Consider the following 16,980-nt stretch of genomic DNA (forward strand, 5'->3'; position numbering starts at 1 on the left):
GGATCAGAGCCTTTTGGCTTTCAGTCGGAGTCTCATGTTTGCAGGGGCGTTCAGAGCTGTTGGCGCCCTGCTCTGAATGCAGAGCCCCCTTGCTCGTGATCCTTTCCGTGGCTGCTGCGCAGGGATTGGAGCGAGCAGTCCTCGCTATGGCTCTCAGCGCCCGTTTTTATGGCGTGGCCTTGGCCTTTTTCTGGCGGGAACGCTGCTCAGAGCGGTCGGCACGTTGCTGGGGATGATCGAGTTCCTCCTGCAGATCTTTGAGGACGGTTCCCTCCTGCTGTTTCAGCCAGGATTCGTAACCCTTGTTGCGACCCCCGGTATAGCGGTAGGCGTCAAACTCCTGAAACGTTCCGAGAATGCGGGGGTCTCCCTCTTCCTTCAGCAGTGCAATCATCTGGCTCCGCAGCTCTTTCAGCACATCCTGATAGGCGAGTTCGTGAGCGAGGTTCTGGACGCAGTCCGGATCCTCCGCGAGCGAATACAGTTCGTCGGGCAGACGTTTGCCGAAGGAGAGGTCAAAGTAGTATCCCCCGAGGGCCTTGAGGACTTCTTTCGTCGGACTGGGGTCAACGTTCCCGAAATCGGTTTCGGGGTCCCCTGCCGGCCAGCGCTCCGGATGGAAGTTGTGGACGTAGAGGTAATCTTTCGTCCGGATGGCCCGCACGGGGTAGCCCTGGTCGTGCACGCGGCCGATGTCATGCCGTTCCTTGCCGACCAGCATGACGTCCCGATTTTCGATCCAGCCCGAGTCTTTCGACCGCAGGATGTTGACGAAACTGCGACCGGTGATCTGCTCGTGCTGTGGCAGGCCCGCGAGTTCGAGGAAGGTCGGTGCAAAATCGCGGACGTTGATAAAGTCCTCTACCACCCGTCCCGGCGACACTTCTTTGCCCCAGCGGATCGCCAGCGGCAGATGGAATGCGTCTTCGTGAATCTGTCCCTTCACGTAGGGGAACGGCATCCCATGGTCCGACGTGACCACGACGACGGTGTTGTCGAGCTCGCCTGCTGCTTCCAGTGAGGCCAACACCTTGCCGATCTGGGCATCGCCCCATTCGACCTCGACCGCGTAATCCAGGAGATCACGACGAACGATTTCGGTATCAGGCAGATAAGCGGGGACTGTGACCGACGCCAGCTGCTTGCCAAGACGCTCGCCGGAATTCCATTCATATTTTCGATGCGGCTCCTGAAACCCGATCCAGAAGAAGAAGGGTTTGTCGGTGGGACGCTGTTTCAGGAAGTGGGCGAAATTGGAGGCGTAGTCTTTGTTCGAAATGCTGTTGGTGGGAACGTCGGTCGTGAATTGGTCAAAAGACGGACCGGCCGGGTTACGAGTGCGTCCGCTGGTCTGGAAATCACCCGGTCCCCACCCCTTGCCAGTCAACCCAATGCTGTAGCCTCCTTTTTCGAGGAGATCCGGGAACGTTTCGAAACCGGAAGGGAACAGGCCGTTGTGTGAGACTGCCTCGCGCAGCTGCCACGTATTTCGACCCGTCAGGATACTTGCCCGGCACGGGCTGCACTTGGGGTTCGAAGTGAACGCGTTCCTGAAGTACACCCCTTCCCGGGCGACTCGGTCGTAGTTCGGCGTCTGGATCCAGGGACAGCCGGCAATGCTGGAATGGCGGGCACCTCCCCAGTCGTCAAAAATAATAAACAGAATATTGGGCCGCGCTGCAGCTTCGGCGGCGTGCAGGGAATTGCACAGACCGCAGAGCAGGAGCAGGCTTGCGAGCATTCTTGTCATGGGGCAATCTTTCTCAACGCTGAGCTGCTTTATCCCAGGGGGCAGCGATTGGAGGTGTTTCAAAGTAACGTCCGTCATCGACCAGTCGCGGATCTCCTGTCCGCTGCAGTTCATCGAGGAGCTGTTTTTCGAGTGCAGCACGAGCTTCCGCGTACGCCGGATCGCCCGCCAGATTCTTTGTCTGATGCGGATCGGCCTTCAGGTCGTAGAGTTCTTCCCGGGGACGCTTCCCATAGACCCAGTTGAAGTGCTGCTTCCAGAGCGGATCGTTCCGTACTCCAACCAGCCACGCTTTCATGGGGCCAGCATCTTCATCGGGGAGAGTGACGACGGTCACCTCAGTCAGTTCTTCGGCTGTCGGTTCATTGCTACCATCCAGACGATAAGGGTCGCCCAGCGGCCAGCGATCGGGACGGAAGTTGATGATGTACAGAAAGTCGTGGGTTCGCAGAGCACGTTGCGGATAGGGAGCATAATCGGCGCGGGCATTGCCGACGTGACGTTCCCGTCCGGTGAAGACCGCGGTCCGCTGCGGGTCGATCTGGCCGGACTGCTGCGATTTCAGAAGCGGGACGAGGCTGCGGCCGGTCGTTCGCTCGGGAATCGGGAGTCCAGCGAGTTCCAGCAGTGTCGGGGCCACATCGGTCAGACTGACGAGATCGTCCACAACCCGTCCGCCGTTGGCTCCTCCCCAGCGGATGGCGAGGGGCACACGGACTCCGAAGTCGTACAGATTGCACTTTCCGTGTGGGAATCCTCCCGCTCCATGGTCGCCGCTGATCACGATCACGGTGTTGTCGAGTTCCCCGATCTCTTCCAGTCGCTGGACAATCAGGCCCAGGCTCGCATCGAGTGCAGCCACTTCACCGAAATTATCAGCCAGATCCTGCCGTACCTCGGGCACGTCAGGGAGGAACGCGGGCATTTTGCCCTGCAGTTGATCGGGATCAATTCCCCAGAGAGCGAGTCCCGAGCCTTTCACCCATTTCCGGTGAACATTGGTGGGGCCGTACCAGTAGAAGAACGGCTGGTCTGCCTTGCGGTCGGCCAGAAAGTCATTGAAGTTCTGGCGGACCTCCTGATAGATCTCTTCCTTGGCAGCTTCGAGGGGCTTGCCAGCGGCCACCATTTCAGTGACATGCTGCGAGAAATGATTGATCCGCCGCCCGGCGTTTTCATAGGCGTGATCCTTCCCGCCGATGGGAGCATCGACCGGGTTTCCCGGGCCCCAGACCTTGTACGACTTACCGATGTGATACCCGGCATCCCGCAGCAGTAACGGAAACGCGGGGAGTGTGCCGTCCCATTGGCCCCGCAGAACGGAACCACGTCCGGTTCGCCAGAAGTGCTGCCCGGAGATCAAAGCGCTCCGGCTCGGTGTGCAACTGGGGGACGACACAAAGGCGTCACGAAAGAGGACACCTTCGCGGGCAACCCGGTCGAAGTGGGGTGTCCGCACGACATCATTGACGGTACCGGGACCATCGATTGTCGCATAGGCTCCCGCGTGTCGTCCCCAGTCATCGGCAAAGACGAAAACGATGTTGGGACGCTGATCGGCAAAGGCCGAGCCAGCATGGCTGACGAAGAGTCCCGCCAGAATCAGCAGCCAGGAAATTCGACTCATGAATAAGTCCTTTTGAGCTGTGGAATCGCTGATCAGCTATCCATCGCGGTTCTGACGACTTGGCCTTTGGAATCCAGATTGAAGTCTGCCACATTCTCTTTGCCATCTTCAACGGTGAAGGTCAAGTTCGACGTCGAATTGTATTTGGCGGGGAGTCGTTCGCCGGTTCCCGGATGAACCTTGCCATCGCGGTCTTTCCACGGGTCACGTTTGGTCGTGATGATCACGCGGTGCGTGCCGGGAGTGGCCCCCTTGCGACCTGCTGTAAAGTTGAGGACGTAGTGCCCGTTTTCATCGGTTGTCGCCCCGGCGGGACGTCCATTTTCGGAGTTGAAGACGACCGCTGCATACGGAAGCGGCTTGCCATCGAGAGTGACGGTCCCCTGAACAGTTGCGATTTTCGGGCCATTCTGGCCGCAGCCGACCAGAGTCACGCTGACCAATGTCAGCAACACTGCTCCGGCGAGGTGGCGTGATGATCGAAGTTTAACGGAACGTGAAGTCATCTCGTGATCCTTTCAATCACAGTCTGTTTCAATTGGCGGACGTGAATCGGATTCCTCTGGACGAGGGCCGTTGCGGGAATACTTCCTGATGCCCGGAATCCAGGCCGCGACAGACGGCGGTCTGACCGGTCGAAGAGACCGGCGGGCTGCCGGGAGAGCATGGGAGGACTCGATCCCGGCAGCACCGTCGACACTCCAGTACGGCAATGGTGATGAGCGTCACTCTGAACTGGTTGGACCTTCGCAAGTCACGACAGATCGCGACGGCTCAGAGCAGATTAAAAAGTGTGGCTGCCTCTCACTGTCACGCGAAGGCGTGCTCCCCATCGTCTGAGGCACGACCTCCGCCGTGACAGGCAAGAGCAAGCTGCTTTAGAATTCACCCGTGGGGAGGCCATCGTTGATGGAAAACAGCCGCTGGTAGAGGCCGTAATTCGCTCCGTTGTTGGTGCGGTCGAAGGGGTCCGCCGCGTTCCACGCCCGGGAAGTGTGATGGATGTGCTCACTCACAAAGCGGACCGATCCATCGGCCAGAGCGAAGTGGGCCCCTCCTTCGTGGGCACTCCCGGCAGTCCGGTGCGGCTGGGGATTCCCCTCCTCTGCGGTCCAGTTCATGGCCCACTGGCCGTTGTCCATCAGCGCGTTGGTGGCTCCCTTGGCTCCATCTGCGGATCCGGGGGTGCCGTCGATGGCGGCGTACCAGCGGGACCGGTTTTCGCCGGTGGAATCAAAGCCGGCAAAGCGGGTTTCGTTGATCATGAAATTGTTGGATGTTCCATCGGTGATGTCGCGAATTTTGCGGGCTCCGCTGTTGGACCGTCCGAAAACTCCATTCCAACGATCCAGCAGAGGCGCGCTGCCTGGGACATCGCCCGACCAGCCATCGAACGAGGCGGAGCAGCCCTGATAGCTGCTGGTTGCACCCTGGGGAATGGCACCGTCGTCCGTGTCCGTGGTTTCCCCCAGAACCCGACCCTGAGCCGGCTTGGCGTCAGAAGGGCAGCTGATGACGGAGATGACCGTCTGGCAGAGGACCGCATTGGAAACATTCCCCCCGGCAGTCGTGGGAGCGACTTCTGCAGCTTGCTGTGAGGGGTTGAACAGGTTGAACAGTGGTGCCTGATCGATAAAGGGAAGAATCGACCAGCCCCATCCGAAGCCACTGCCGCCGCGATTGTTGGAAAGGTCTTTGTCGAATCCCCCGACAAACTGGTGGCCCATGGGGAAGAATTGGTAAGTGTCGTGATAGTTGTGCAGCGCCAGTGCCAGTTGCTTGAGATTGTTTTTGCACTGCGAACGACGGGCGGCTTCACGAGCCTGTTGAACCGCTGGCAACAGGAGGGCGATCAGCACCGCGATGATGGCGATCACCACGAGCAGCTCGATCAGTGTAAAACCGGGGCGTCGACGTCGCAGCGGCGAATCAGCTCGAACGATGGTCGGGGCTGAGGTCGATGTGGACAACAGGTGGATCAGTGGGGTCTTCAAGTTCATGTCTCGATCTCCGATAAAGCAGCCGCTGAGAAAATCCATTACGGCCAGAAGGGCAGTGAGGACCGCGAGGATGTGCAAGCAACACCTCGCGGGAATGATGTTCAGAGCTTCGAGTCAACACGCTGCCCGAGCGGAGCGAGCGTGGAAGCGTTGCAGAAACCAGTCTCTGCTGCGTTGGTCATCGGTCCGCAGCACTTGGACCGACATGTCCGCATGGACTGGGTTGTGGGCGACCGTTGGTAAAGGTCGAATTGCTGGTGGCATGTGGAAGCACCTGTGGAAACGTTGGTGCCTCTGGTTCACCAGTCAGCAAGTAATACCAATTTGATCGTGTTTTAATAGTATCGGGCGATCCAGTCAAGAGCGATGACTCAAATCTTGCCGATTTTCGGGATTGGGTTTCAAAGCCGGATGGCGAGGGATTTCCCGCAACCTTCATTGCAGAAAGCCCTTCGGGCTTGGCCGAAGGGGCGCGGTCGACGGGAGGCAGTGAATTCGACAGCGACGGTGAGAAGCATCAGCTCCCGAGGAGTAACTCAACGGCCTCGCGAAATTGCAGGGGAGAGAGCGTATCCGGCAGAACGGAAGTCGCTCCCAGTTCCCGGGCCAGCCACTCCCAGTGAGTCGCTTCCGGTTCACTTGTAAGGCAGAGGAGTCTTGTCGGTCGTCCGGTCCGCAGCAGATTACGCAGCTGCTGCAGGGCCTGGTCGTCAGGCGCGCAAACCACATAGACGATCAGCCGGGGGGATTGCTCATGGAGGTCTGTCAGCAGGTCGGCGAAGTGGGGACGCCAGCGAACGGTGTCTCCCCGGCCCGCCAGCATTTTTTCGAGCTCTGCTGTCCAACGCGAGGTCGGTTCGTAAACGAGGATGCGATTCATAGACCCCTCACCGTGGCGGCAGATCGAGTTGGCCGCTGCGTGTCTCTCCCCGCTCGTTGGCTTGCCAGTAGGTCAAGGTCTCCACGTCGAGGCAGGTCAGCCATCCCCCGCCGTAGCACCAGGTGTCGATACAGATGGCACCTGGGGCAACTTTGGGGAGTCCGGACTTCTGCGCGGTGTGACCGCAGATCACCAGCTTGCCGGAATCATGCGGCTTCTGGGTTTCAAAGCGGTCCCAGTAGAGCGATTCTTCGGACTGTTCATTCAGCGGCAGATGCGGTGCGGCCGTGGCATGGACGAAGATGAAGCGTTCTGTTTCGTGATACGGCAACAGCCGGTCGTGGAGAAAGGTCAGGTGCTCCAGCGGGATTCCATGGAGCGCACCGGGGCCGCCGCGATGCTGGTACGATGCCAGAGTGTCGCTTCCACCAAACTGCAGCCAGGGAACCATCGGCATCTGCCCCTGAAGCGCTGCCAGCATCATGGTTTCATGATTGCCTCGCAGCGACAGACAGCGGCCCGAGTTGTGTTGCTCGATCAGCCAGTCGACCACGGCCGCACTTTCGGGACCACGGTCAACGGCGTCTCCCAGAGTCATTAACTGGTCATCAGCGGAGAGACGGACGACGTCCGCCAGCAACTTCAGGGATCGGTAGCAACCGTGTATGTCCCCGATCGCCAGCGTGCGCATGACCGTTGATTCCCCGAACGAATTGAGCTGACGTGGCGTCTCGTCCCCGGCAGCTACGAATCACTCCGCCCGCACAATGGCTGCGATTTCGTCTTTCGTAAACCGCTGCTGCAACCGGGCACCGAGTTGGGCGACAATGCGTGAGGAGGCGTGGGACGCCAACCGTCCGGCCTGCTTCCAGCTCAGTCCGTTGGTGATGCCGTACAGAATCGCAGCGGCATACATATCCCCGGCGCCGGTGGTGTCGACTGCTTTGACGGGGACCCCTTCAATGGGAATCACTTCCCCTTCGCTCATCAGCAGCGAGCCTTCCGCTCCCAGGGTCAGGGCGACATTCTCGGCGTGGCGATGAATCGCGCGGGCACACTCCACCGGGTCGTGATGACCGGTCAATGCGCGGGCTTCATCGAGATTACAGAAGAGCAGATCGACGGGCCCTTCGATCAGCTTCATGAACTCGTCACGGTGATACTGAATCAGGAACGGATCCGACACCGTGAACGCCACCTTGATCCCGTTGGCCTTGGCGAGTTCGATCGCTCGCAGTGCGGCGGTGCGGGTCGGCTCGCCTGCGAACAGGTAGCCTTCCACATAAACGTACTGGGCCTGCTTGATCGATTCGACATCAACGTCGTCGGCCGTGAGTGTCGCGGAGACACCAAGGTTCGTCAGCATCGTCCGCTGGGCGTCATCGGTGATCAGAATCACGCAGGTGCCGGTCGGTCCCGTGGCGGGAGCCACTTCAATGTTCACTCCCCCCTGCCGCATGTCTTTCAGAAAGAAGTCCCCCAGTGCATCGTTGGCGACCTTGCCGCAATAGCTGGCCGTTCCGCCGAAGTCGGCGATCCCCATGATGGTGTTGGCTGCGGAGCCGCCGGCACAGCGGGAAACCTGATGATCCTTCAGGCACGACAGGACATCCTGCTGAGCGGAATCCTCGACGAGGGTCATGATTCCTTTGGCGAACTTCAGGTCGGACAGCAGGTCGTCGCTGACATGGGCCTGAATGTCGACCAGGGCATTGCCCACACCGTAGACGTTGTAGCTCACGGAAAGATCTTCCTGAAAAAGAGAGCCGCCGGACGGGGACAGGTCGGGAAGCCCGACGACCACGGGGCAGCTCGTACAAAAAAGGACTCTGCAGGCGTCGACCAGGCGCGGGTCTGACGCTTCTGCTCACAAACTTGGCTGACGGAGCCGTAATCAGGCGTGAAGTCCGAGCGGCCGCAGTCTTCCGGTCGGACTCCACGTAGGTTTCTGCTCACCGCCCGAGTGCGGCGACCCGGCAGACTACTTGCGATCTGCCTGGGGAATGTACTTCGGCAGCTTCTGGGTGGCGAACATTTCCTTGCCGGTGTTCAGCTTGGCCAGTCGCAGCCGTCCGTCGATGACCGGCACGCTGACCCAGTCATCGCCGATCAGTGGACGGGCATATTTGATGAACGCATCGGTGACGTCGGTCCCGCAGGGGGAAATCCATTCCGAGGGGAAGTGGCGGTCTTTGGCGGCCACTTCCGCGAGCGGAGCCTTGTCGTAGCGGGGCTGATAGTTGTCGGCATCGGCCCGCAGGATGGTGGCCATGTAACCGTGTTCGCCAGCGGCTGCCAGCAACGCGGCTTTCTGGCCGACGTAGTAGGACTCTTCGAGGTCGACGGTCGAGGCGTAGACCATGTCGTTCCGCTGGTGGGTTCCCGGCACGTTGCAGCGGGCAGCCCCCTTCACCGGCAGCTTCTTTTCGTTGAGGGCGTTGGTCAGCATCTGGGCCACGGTGATCTTGCTGGAGGAGAGCATCGCATGGCCGAACGAATCGCGGACGATGAACTCTTCCGGAATCTGCAAACCTTCGATTTCCAGACCTTCGCTCACGACCAGCATGCAGCGGCCATGTTCTTTCAGAGAGCGATTCACGTTTTCGTAGATCTGCTCGATGTTCACCTTGCGCTCGGCGAGGTAAATCTGCATGGGGAATTCGCGATCCGGGTCACCGAGACGGGCCGCAGCGGGGATGTAGCCGATCTTGCGTCCCATCGCCTGCATCACCAGCACCGGGTCGGCGGGGCAGCTGCCGTTATTTTCTTCGTTGGCCTGCTGCACGTAGTGCGCCCAGTAACGAGCGGTCGAGCCGTAGCCGGGGGTGTGGTCGACGAGCTTGAATTCGCTGTCGCCGACGTCGTTGTCGATCGTCTTGGGGCCCCCGATGCCGCAGACATCGACTCCCCGCTCGCGACAGAAGTTGGCCACCTTGTTGGCGGTATCCATCGAGTCGTTGCCACCGATGTAGCAGAAGTAGCCGACGTTATGGGCCTTGAAGATTTCCAGCACGCGCTCGAAGTCTTCGGTCTGCTTCTCCTTCAGCTTGTACCGGCAGGTGCCGATCGAGCCGGCGGCCGGAGTGGTTCGCAGCAGTGCGATTTCGGTGGGGCACTGGGCTGTGAGGTCGAGCAGTTCTTCCTTGAGCACCCCTTCGATGCCATGCCAGCCGGCGTAGACGGTGCCGATCTCATCCAGTTTGCGGGCCGTTTCCACAATGCCGCGGAGGGTATTGTTGATGACTGCACTGGGACCGCCCGATTGTGCGACGATCATATTTTTGGGCATGCTGCACTCGTTGATTTCACGGGGTACAAGAACTCGCGACAGGCGAAAGCCGACGCGCCACCACTGCGACAGGCCAGTCCCGGCAGTTTCAGGGTGGATGTTAATGGAGGGGGAGAATGTTGTGAATCGACCCCCGTCCCTCCCTCCCTTGACAAAATCACCAGCGATCGAAAAGCGAGGTTTTGTCACCTTTTGCAGCAACCGGTTGAGCGGAAACGCCTACAATTCAGTCACCCCCCGGGAGAATGTCGGGGCGAAAATATCGTTCTTTTCGAATGCGAGCCGGAGGAGTGAGTATCTTGATTCCGCTGTCCGTGCTGGATCTGAGCCCCATTGTCGCAGGAGGAACCGCCGCGCAGTCGTTCCGGAATTCTCTGGACTTGGCTCAGCATGCTGAGCAATGGGGATATCGCCGGTACTGGCTGGCAGAGCATCATAACATGCCCGGCATTGCTAGCGCGGCGACGTCTGTTCTGATCGGCCATGTTGCCGGAGGGACCCGTCGCATCCGGGTCGGGGCTGGCGGAATCATGCTGCCGAACCATTCTCCACTGGTGATTGCAGAGCAGTTCGGCACGCTGGAATCGTTGTATCCGGGGCGGATTGACCTCGGTTTGGGGCGGGCACCCGGTTCGGATCAGGCGACGGCCCGTGCTCTGCGTCGCCACGGGTCGCTCGACGCCGACGAATTTCCGCAGGACGTGGTGCAGCTGCTGAAATACTTTTCGAACGATCCCTCGCAGATTCTGCGAGCAGTGCCCGGTTTTGGTCTGAAGGTCCCGGTCTGGATTCTCGGATCGAGTCTGTTTGGAGCGCAGTTGGCGGCTGTGCTCGGACTCCCCTACGCCTTTGCATCCCATTTCGCTCCGACACAGATGCGGCAGGCAATCGCTCTGTACCGCGAGCAGTTCCGGCCATCGGAGCATCTGCAGGCCCCGTATGTCATGCTGGGGTACAACATCTTTGCGGCCGACACGGACGAAGAAGCCCGGTTGCTGGCGACTTCCATGCAGCAGGCGTTCGTCAACCTGCGGTTCGGACAACCGGCTGAGTTGCCGCCCCCACGTCCCAATTACCTGGCCGAACTGAGTCCGGCCGAACTGGCGCTACTGGATCAGGTTCTGTCCTGCTCGGCAATTGGATCGCCGGAAGTGGTTCGGGCGAAAGTGGAAGAGTTCATCGCCCGGACGGGAGCGGACGAGTTGATGATCACGTCACAGATCTTTGACCATCAGGCACGACTGCGGTCTTACGAGATCACGGCCGGGCTGTTTCTCTCAGCAACTGCTGGCTGAGTATTGAGGAAGCCTGTCGTTCAGGCAACGTTGGGGAATCTACTGTTCCCGCAGAAACTCTGTCGTCTGCTGTTCAGCCTCTTCGCCGGCGGGGTAGATCAGGGAGATCTCGCCGGGGAGTCGACTGGGAACGATAACAAAGCGGTTGTTGTCGCTCGCCTCCAGCGGAAAGATGTAACTCTCTCCCTGTTTGGCGCCGGCGCGGGAGAGAAAGCGGATCGCGACTTCTTTTTCGGGAGGCGTGCCGAGGAACGTCTTCTGGAGACTGACCGTCCCTTTGGACAGATCTTCGACCCGTCCCTGGATGATGAGTGTGGCACGGGACATCTGTTCACGGTTGATCGTGACCGGATTGGCCGTGGTCAATGTGACCCAGGCCAGAAATGTGAGCCAGCCCACAATCAGCCCCGATGCAATCAGCAACGAACGGGACTTGAAAGAAGATTGACCGGACGCGGCCGGAGAAATCGCAGGTCCGGGAGCAGCAGTCAGGCTTGACGTCATGTCGTCTCCGATGCGCGAACGATCAGCCGCTGATCTTGGAAGTGTCGATCTTGTATTCGCGGTCGAGGGCGTCGTCGAAGTCGTAGACGTCGAAGAAGTCTGTCAGCTGATCCCGGCTCGTTTTCCGCATCTCGCCCCGTTCGATCAGTTCGAAGACGATGCGGCCGAAATCGGCGGTGGACTTCACTCCCCAGTGGCTGAAGACATTGCGGGCGAGCAGCCCATAACGCTCCAGCGCCAGATCACGGATTCCCATCAGCAGTTCCGGACCGGTAATGTGCGCCCGCTCGTCATCGACATCGTGCGCGGGCTGTCGTTTCAGCCGTTGCTGCGTGTGATGTAATGCTTCAAACACAAAGCGATAGGCATCGCTGTGGAATTTGAAACGGGGGGCTGTGGATTGTCCGGTGGCACTCATCCGACGGGCTCCGCTTTTTCAATTCCGGCTTTTCCTGGTGCCGGAGGGAGTTGAACTGGAGCAAATCGCTGCTCCAGCTTAATCATAGTCATGTCGTCCCACATGGGGAAAGACTTCTCTTCAGGTCATTCCGCAGAGTCGTCTTCATTCGCCATTCTGGATGCGTTTTTTGCCGACCCGCCCCCTTTATTGATCACGGTAATCACGTCGGCGGCGTCGATCAGGATCCTGCGATTGTCTTCGAAGCTGATCAGCAATTTCTTTGCCAGAATCTCCTGCGCCAGGACTTTCCCCTGCCCCTGCTTGGTCACCACGAACTTCCCGACCTTGGGGAGCTCCTTGTGGTATTCCTCGTAGGTGTCATATTCGTATCGCAGGCAGCACTTCAGTCGGCCGCACCGACCTGAAATCTTGTTCGGATCCAGCGTCGCTTTCTGCAGTTTGGCCATTTTCATCGAGACTGGAGGCATTTCGGTCAGATGCGTATTGCAGCAGACCGGTTTGCCGCAGTCGCCGTAGTCGGCGAGCAATTTCGCCTCATCCCGGATGCCGATCTGACGCATCTCGATCCGCGACTGAAACTCCCGCGCCAGCGCCTTCACCAGTTCGCGAAAGTCGACCCGGTCTTCCGACAGGAAGTACACGATAATTTTCTCGCCGCCGAACAATTGTTCGATGTCGACCAGCTGAATCGCGAGATTCCTCTCCGCTGCGAGCTTTTGACAGCCGACAAAGACCTGTTGTTCCTGTTCCCAGATTTTGTCACGGGTCCGTTCATCTTCGGGAGTCGCGGTCCGCAGAATGCGTCCGACCGCATCGGCCTTTCCGAGATACTCCCGGGTTCGGTCGGTGGCTTCGCACAGCACCTCTCCCCATTCGGTCCCCCGGTGACTCCGGACGATGACCTGTTCCCCTCGCAGACATTCCTGCGGTGTCTTGGTTGTGAACTCCGCTACGTGGCGCATCGTGCCATAGCGAACGACGTAGCGTTTCATGAATGATTCCCGGGAACACGGAAGATCGGAGCAGCGTTTCTCCCGGTTTCTGTCGCACAGACGCCGAGAGAAACGTCCAGACTGCGCAGCCTAATCTCCCCTTGCCGGAATCGCCAGTCCCGGCGGCAGAGAAGCGGGGACCGCGATTTGGCCCGCCAGTGATTCTCGTGAGACGGCCGCGTCTCGCTGACTTCTCCGGGAAAAGCGGATGGAAGAGGCCTCCTCCACGGGCGGGAGCGGGATGGTCGGCCGCAGCTGTCAGGAAAATCACCGGCCAAACCTTGAACTGAAATCAACATGTCAATGTTGTTGCTGCCGCGACCGTCCGCTAGAGTCGTTGTTGCAGTCCGAAGGGGCGGTCGGTGTGCTGCTCATGGACCTGCACTCGAAGCGATTTCGGGCTTGCATGGGCCTCAGACGCGGGATGAGGCACCGGTGGGATCGGTTTTCACTCGAGTTCTTTTTGAAGTGAGAGGGTATCGATGGCGAGGCAATGTTTGGGGAAGTCTTCGATGACGGCCGCCGATTCACGAGGCAGTTTCTGGATCGGGATCCTCCTGCAGCTGCTGATCGCGTCCACCTTGCCACTGGTTTCCACAGCTGCCCCGCCTGCATCCGAACCGGGACCCACTGGGACTCTGGCGGACTGGAAGAACGGGTTCCGCATTCGCCCCTTGCTGGAGGACGATTGCCATTCCATCCACGCGTACTACCTCACTTCGCCTGAGAGTCCGGACGGCAGTTCCGTGATCTTCTACCGGTCCCGCGTACCGGATGCCCAGACGGGGGATGTTTGTCTACTCGATCGCCAAACCGGGCAGCAGGTCGTCATCGCGACCGAAGTCGGGGTGGAAGATGCTCATCGGGCGGCCTGCCAACAATGGGCGGCCGATGGGAAACGGGTCGTCTTTCACCGCTTTCTGCCGAATGGCTCGACGCGGGTTGAGGTTTTCGACCCCCAGAACGGGACCTGTACCCCGGTGGCTGACGAGTGGCTGGTCGGATTTGGGCAGCCCGATTCCGAGTTGATGCCGCTGTACGGCCCTCACTGGAATCCCGGTGAGCACCGACATCTGGAAATGCTCAACGTCCTGACTCTGGAACGGACTCCTTCCAGACTGACCTCCGAGTCGATGCTGAAGGCGTTTCCCGACTGGTGCCGGGAAACCTTTGGTGAAGTAAAGCCGTCCATCTTCTTTCCGGTGCTCAGCCCGGATCACCAGCAGGTCTTCTTTAAAGGTTCGGCTCCCCAGATTCCGGACCCCTACAGCTGGAAGGCCAGCCGTCGCGTCGGTTTATTCGTCTTTGATCTCGCGCGAGGCGAGTTCGTCTTGTTTCGGCCGTACTGGGGGCACCCGTCGTGGTCCCCGGATTCCGAATCGGTAATGGAACGGGACGGGATGCTCTACGACATCGGGACCGGCACCAACAGAGGGCTGCCGAACTTTCCCAAGCTGCACGGGCACCCGCATCCCACGCTCAGCCGAAATGGCGAGCTGTTCGTCACGGATGCTTATGCGACTTCGGAACCCGCCGCTGACGGGAAGCGGGAGTGGATTGTTCTGGTCGGTGATGCACGGACGGGGGAGACAGTGCAGATCCGCCAGTTTGACAATTCGGGAGGGGCGACATCGTGGCGTCCGGCCCATCCGCATCCGGTTTTCAGTTCCGATCTTCGACGGATTTATTTCAATGTGAACGACGGGAAGTGGACGCGAATCTACGTGGCAGAATGCATCCCGAAGGACAGCGCTGAATAACGACCGGAAACCTCCGAGATGTTGATCAAGGCTCCTTGCAGGTCACCTGACGGGAATCTGACGCGTGCAGTCTGAGCGAGAATCTTTCTGAGCAAGCGCACGACACGTCCAAGCCTGCGGGACGATCAGAACTGCGAGAGTTCAACATCGCAATCCGCAGCGCGGGTGATGGACGGGGGCTGTCGTGATCCGCTCCAGGCCGCCTGGGCAGGATTCACGTGAATCAATTGCGTCGCCCGGCAGTAGCTCAGCAGTTCATTGGCTGACCGCAGGATTCCCAGCAGGTCGGTGCCGATGGCGGTGGCATTTTCCAGTTCAATCGCCTTGGCGGCGATTTCGGTCGCTCCGGTCTTGGCGGCGGTTACGGAGAGACGGCCGGCGAGGGCTCGCAGGGAACTGAGTTCCTGCCGGTCGACTGCTTCCGCCAGTCGCTCCAGTTCCATTCCCAAAGCGAGGGCTGTTTCGCGGGCAACTTCGAGCCGAACCACCGACTCGCGGCTGCGACTGCGGAGAACTTCCAGAAACTGGGCAACAATCTCCGGGTCAAACTGTGTTCCTGCACAGCTCCTTAACTCGGCTTCCGCGTCTACTTGCGACATTCCGGGGCGGTACACCTGATCGGTGACCATGGAATCGTAAGCATCCGCCACAGCCAGAATGCGGGCTCCGAGTGGCAGGGAAAACCCGGCGCGATGTGCTTTCTGGTAATTTGTTGTGTAGTTCTCGACGATTGCCGACAGCTCGGACGCTCCGAATGAAGAACGAATGATCTGGGCGCCGATCCGGTCATGACAGTGCATGACCTGCCATTCCTCATCGGTGAGTGGTGCGGGCTTCAGGAGAATCGCGTCCGGCACGCCGATCTTGCCGATGTCGTGCAGCAGGGCGGCGATTTCGAGGATGTAACAACTGCTGAGCGACATCACCCGCTGCCCCACTGCTACGCAGAGATCGGCGACTCTTCGACTGTGGGAGGCAGTCGTGATATCGCGATAGGCAAGTGCCGAGATCAGTGCGGAAACCGCCGGGTACGGGATGACCGTGGCAGGTTCTGTCGGTCGAGTTTCGGCGGCAGTCGATTTGGGACCGCCGAATTCGCGGGAAGTCTCGTCGTACCGGCCCAGCTTATTGCGACCTAATGATTTCGCGTAGATCAAGGCCCGGTCGGTCTGGTCGAGCAGCTCCTGCGGATTGGCGGGAGATTCGCTTAGCGCGGAGACTCCCAGGCTCACGGTCACCCGGCCGCAATCCATCTGGAGCCTCTGCACAGTCAGCCGCAACTGGTCGGCGATCTGCACGGCATCTTCCAGACTGGTGCGCGGCATCAGCAGCATAAATTCTTCTGCCGCATACCGGCAGACGACATCGTGTTCCCGGGCAGTCTGCAACAGGCAATCGCCGACGTTCCGGAGCACTTTGTCTCCGGCATCGGTGCCATGCACTTCGTTGATGGTTTTGAAGTCGTCGACATCCAGAATCAGGCAGGCGAGCGGATCACGATGTCGGGTCGCCTCGAGCCAGTATTTGTCGAGAAATTCAAAAAACGATCTTCGGTTGTAACAACCGGTCAGCGAGTCGCGCGTGGAGAGTCGGTCCAGCTCCATGTTCTGCTGGCGAATCTGATTGGCGGACTGCCGCAGCGTATCGAGCATCGTCGCCAGTTCCGCTTTTTTCTGCTGCAGCTTGGAGACGTCCTGCAGGCTGATGATGACTCCCCGCCAGTGCCCTCCGCCATCGATTAATGGGGACGAGGTGACGTGAAAGGCCTGTCGCTGATCACGGTCAATCGTCAGGAGTTCCGGCTGGCGGAGCGTGCCGTCACACAGCCTGGGGAGCCAGGGCTTCGACCCGTCAGAGGATGAACTGTCAGGAGATCCCCAGGGGATGGTGGTGACCGGCTTGCGGAGGAATTCGACAGGAGACTGCCGACTCGCCCGGACGAAGGCTTCGTTCACAAAGGTGACACGCCCTTTGCGATCCAGCAGCAGCACTCCCTCGTTCAGGGCATTGAGCGCCGAGCGAATATGCAGCGGAATGTGCAGGGCGCTGTTGGTCCATGGGCACAGGTAGGCGAGCGTGGTTGGAATCGCTGGCAACACGCAGATCAGCAGAACCAATCCGGTCAGAACCGCACTGGTGATCCAGGGGGTCTGCGGCCAGAAGTTCAGGAGGAAGCCCAGCAGGAAGAAGGCAATCGCACCGGCAAAGACGCCGAGCAGGTTCCAGTGATAGTTCTTCCCGAGTTGCATGGAGATGTCAGGGCGCAGCTGGCGATGGACAGTCCCCGCTCGAGCCGGAGAGCGGTCGGCAGGTCTGTCGGTTATTGATCAATAGCTTCCGTTTGGGGGGGATGACGCCCATTCTCCTCCCGGGAATGATGCTTTCCTGAAACGCCGGTCAGAGGATTCCTCCTAGTGGAGTGAGGTCTACTGGCGACACTGGTCAAGCTCGCACAGTTAGTC

Annotated in this window: 14 protein-coding genes; 2 read left to right on the plus strand and 12 right to left on the minus strand. The window is 59.6% G+C overall.

Annotated elements, in window-relative coordinates; genetic code table 11:
- Positions 1-166: 166 nt before the first annotated feature.
- The 8 genes from SH664x_RS05400 to SH664x_RS05435 form a co-directional block, all read right to left on the minus strand.
- Positions 167-1,750, minus strand: coding sequence for a sulfatase family protein (locus SH664x_RS05400; protein ID WP_437205701.1), 1,584 nt, complete (start codon positions 1,748-1,750; stop codon positions 167-169).
- Positions 1,751-1,763: 13 nt separating this feature from the next.
- Positions 1,764-3,377 carry a sulfatase family protein gene (locus SH664x_RS05405; protein WP_437205702.1) on the minus strand — a complete coding sequence of 538 codons (1,614 nt, stop codon included), beginning with the start codon at positions 3,375-3,377 and terminating at the stop codon, positions 1,764-1,766.
- Between the two features lie 32 nt (positions 3,378-3,409).
- Positions 3,410-3,883: a carboxypeptidase-like regulatory domain-containing protein gene (locus tag SH664x_RS05410; RefSeq protein WP_437205704.1), complete on the minus strand. Its 474-nt coding sequence runs from the start codon at positions 3,881-3,883 to the stop codon at positions 3,410-3,412.
- Positions 3,884-4,255: 372 nt separating this feature from the next.
- Positions 4,256-5,377 carry a DUF1559 family PulG-like putative transporter gene (locus SH664x_RS05415; RefSeq protein WP_437205706.1) on the minus strand — a complete coding sequence of 374 codons (1,122 nt, stop codon included), beginning with the start codon at positions 5,375-5,377 and terminating at the stop codon, positions 4,256-4,258.
- Positions 5,378-5,894: 517 nt separating this feature from the next.
- Positions 5,895-6,257 (minus strand): hypothetical protein, encoded by a 363-nt coding sequence (locus SH664x_RS05420; RefSeq protein ID WP_437205707.1) that lies wholly within the window; start codon positions 6,255-6,257, stop codon positions 5,895-5,897.
- Positions 6,258-6,264: 7 nt separating this feature from the next.
- The gene (locus SH664x_RS05425; RefSeq protein ID WP_437205709.1) at positions 6,265-6,948 is read right to left on the minus strand and encodes a metallophosphoesterase family protein; all 684 of its coding nucleotides are present in this window, start codon (positions 6,946-6,948) and stop codon (positions 6,265-6,267) included.
- A gap of 60 nt (positions 6,949-7,008) precedes the next feature.
- Positions 7,009-7,998 carry an adenosine kinase gene (locus tag SH664x_RS05430; protein ID WP_437205710.1) on the minus strand — a complete coding sequence of 330 codons (990 nt, stop codon included), beginning with the start codon at positions 7,996-7,998 and terminating at the stop codon, positions 7,009-7,011.
- A 240-nt stretch (positions 7,999-8,238) separates the two neighbouring features.
- Positions 8,239-9,546 (minus strand): diphosphate--fructose-6-phosphate 1-phosphotransferase, encoded by a 1,308-nt coding sequence (locus tag SH664x_RS05435; RefSeq protein ID WP_437205711.1) that lies wholly within the window; start codon positions 9,544-9,546, stop codon positions 8,239-8,241.
- 299 nt (positions 9,547-9,845) lie between these two features.
- Here SH664x_RS05435 and SH664x_RS05440 point away from each other — a divergent pair, with 299 nt between their 5' ends.
- Entirely contained in the window at positions 9,846-10,841 is a 996-nt protein-coding gene (locus SH664x_RS05440) for an LLM class flavin-dependent oxidoreductase (RefSeq protein WP_437205712.1), read from the plus strand.
- 39 nt (positions 10,842-10,880) lie between these two features.
- On the opposite strand, the gene SH664x_RS05445 is transcribed toward SH664x_RS05440, so the two are convergent.
- The 3 genes from SH664x_RS05445 to SH664x_RS05455 all read right to left on the minus strand — a co-directional run bounded on the left by SH664x_RS05445 (position 10,881) and on the right by SH664x_RS05455 (position 12,758).
- Positions 10,881-11,345 carry a hypothetical protein gene (locus tag SH664x_RS05445; protein ID WP_437205714.1) on the minus strand — a complete coding sequence of 155 codons (465 nt, stop codon included), beginning with the start codon at positions 11,343-11,345 and terminating at the stop codon, positions 10,881-10,883.
- 22 nt (positions 11,346-11,367) lie between these two features.
- Complete coding sequence (locus SH664x_RS05450; RefSeq protein ID WP_437205715.1) at positions 11,368-11,763, minus strand: Minf_1886 family protein; 396 nt, start codon at positions 11,761-11,763, stop codon at positions 11,368-11,370.
- A 125-nt stretch (positions 11,764-11,888) separates the two neighbouring features.
- Positions 11,889-12,758 carry a PSP1 domain-containing protein gene (locus SH664x_RS05455; RefSeq protein ID WP_437205717.1) on the minus strand — a complete coding sequence of 290 codons (870 nt, stop codon included), beginning with the start codon at positions 12,756-12,758 and terminating at the stop codon, positions 11,889-11,891.
- Between the two features lie 512 nt (positions 12,759-13,270).
- Here SH664x_RS05455 and SH664x_RS05460 point away from each other — a divergent pair.
- Positions 13,271-14,518 carry a TolB family protein gene (locus SH664x_RS05460; protein WP_437205718.1) on the plus strand — a complete coding sequence of 416 codons (1,248 nt, stop codon included), beginning with the start codon at positions 13,271-13,273 and terminating at the stop codon, positions 14,516-14,518.
- Positions 14,519-14,643: 125 nt separating this feature from the next.
- On the opposite strand, the gene SH664x_RS05465 is transcribed toward SH664x_RS05460, so the two are convergent.
- Positions 14,644-16,767: a diguanylate cyclase gene (locus SH664x_RS05465; RefSeq protein ID WP_437205719.1), complete on the minus strand. Its 2,124-nt coding sequence runs from the start codon at positions 16,765-16,767 to the stop codon at positions 14,644-14,646.
- Positions 16,768-16,980 lie beyond the last annotated feature (213 nt).

Source organism: Planctomicrobium aquicomposti (genome assembly GCF_051466325.1).
In the GTDB taxonomy this organism is placed as follows: Bacteria; Planctomycetota; Planctomycetia; order Planctomycetales; family Planctomycetaceae; genus Planctomicrobium.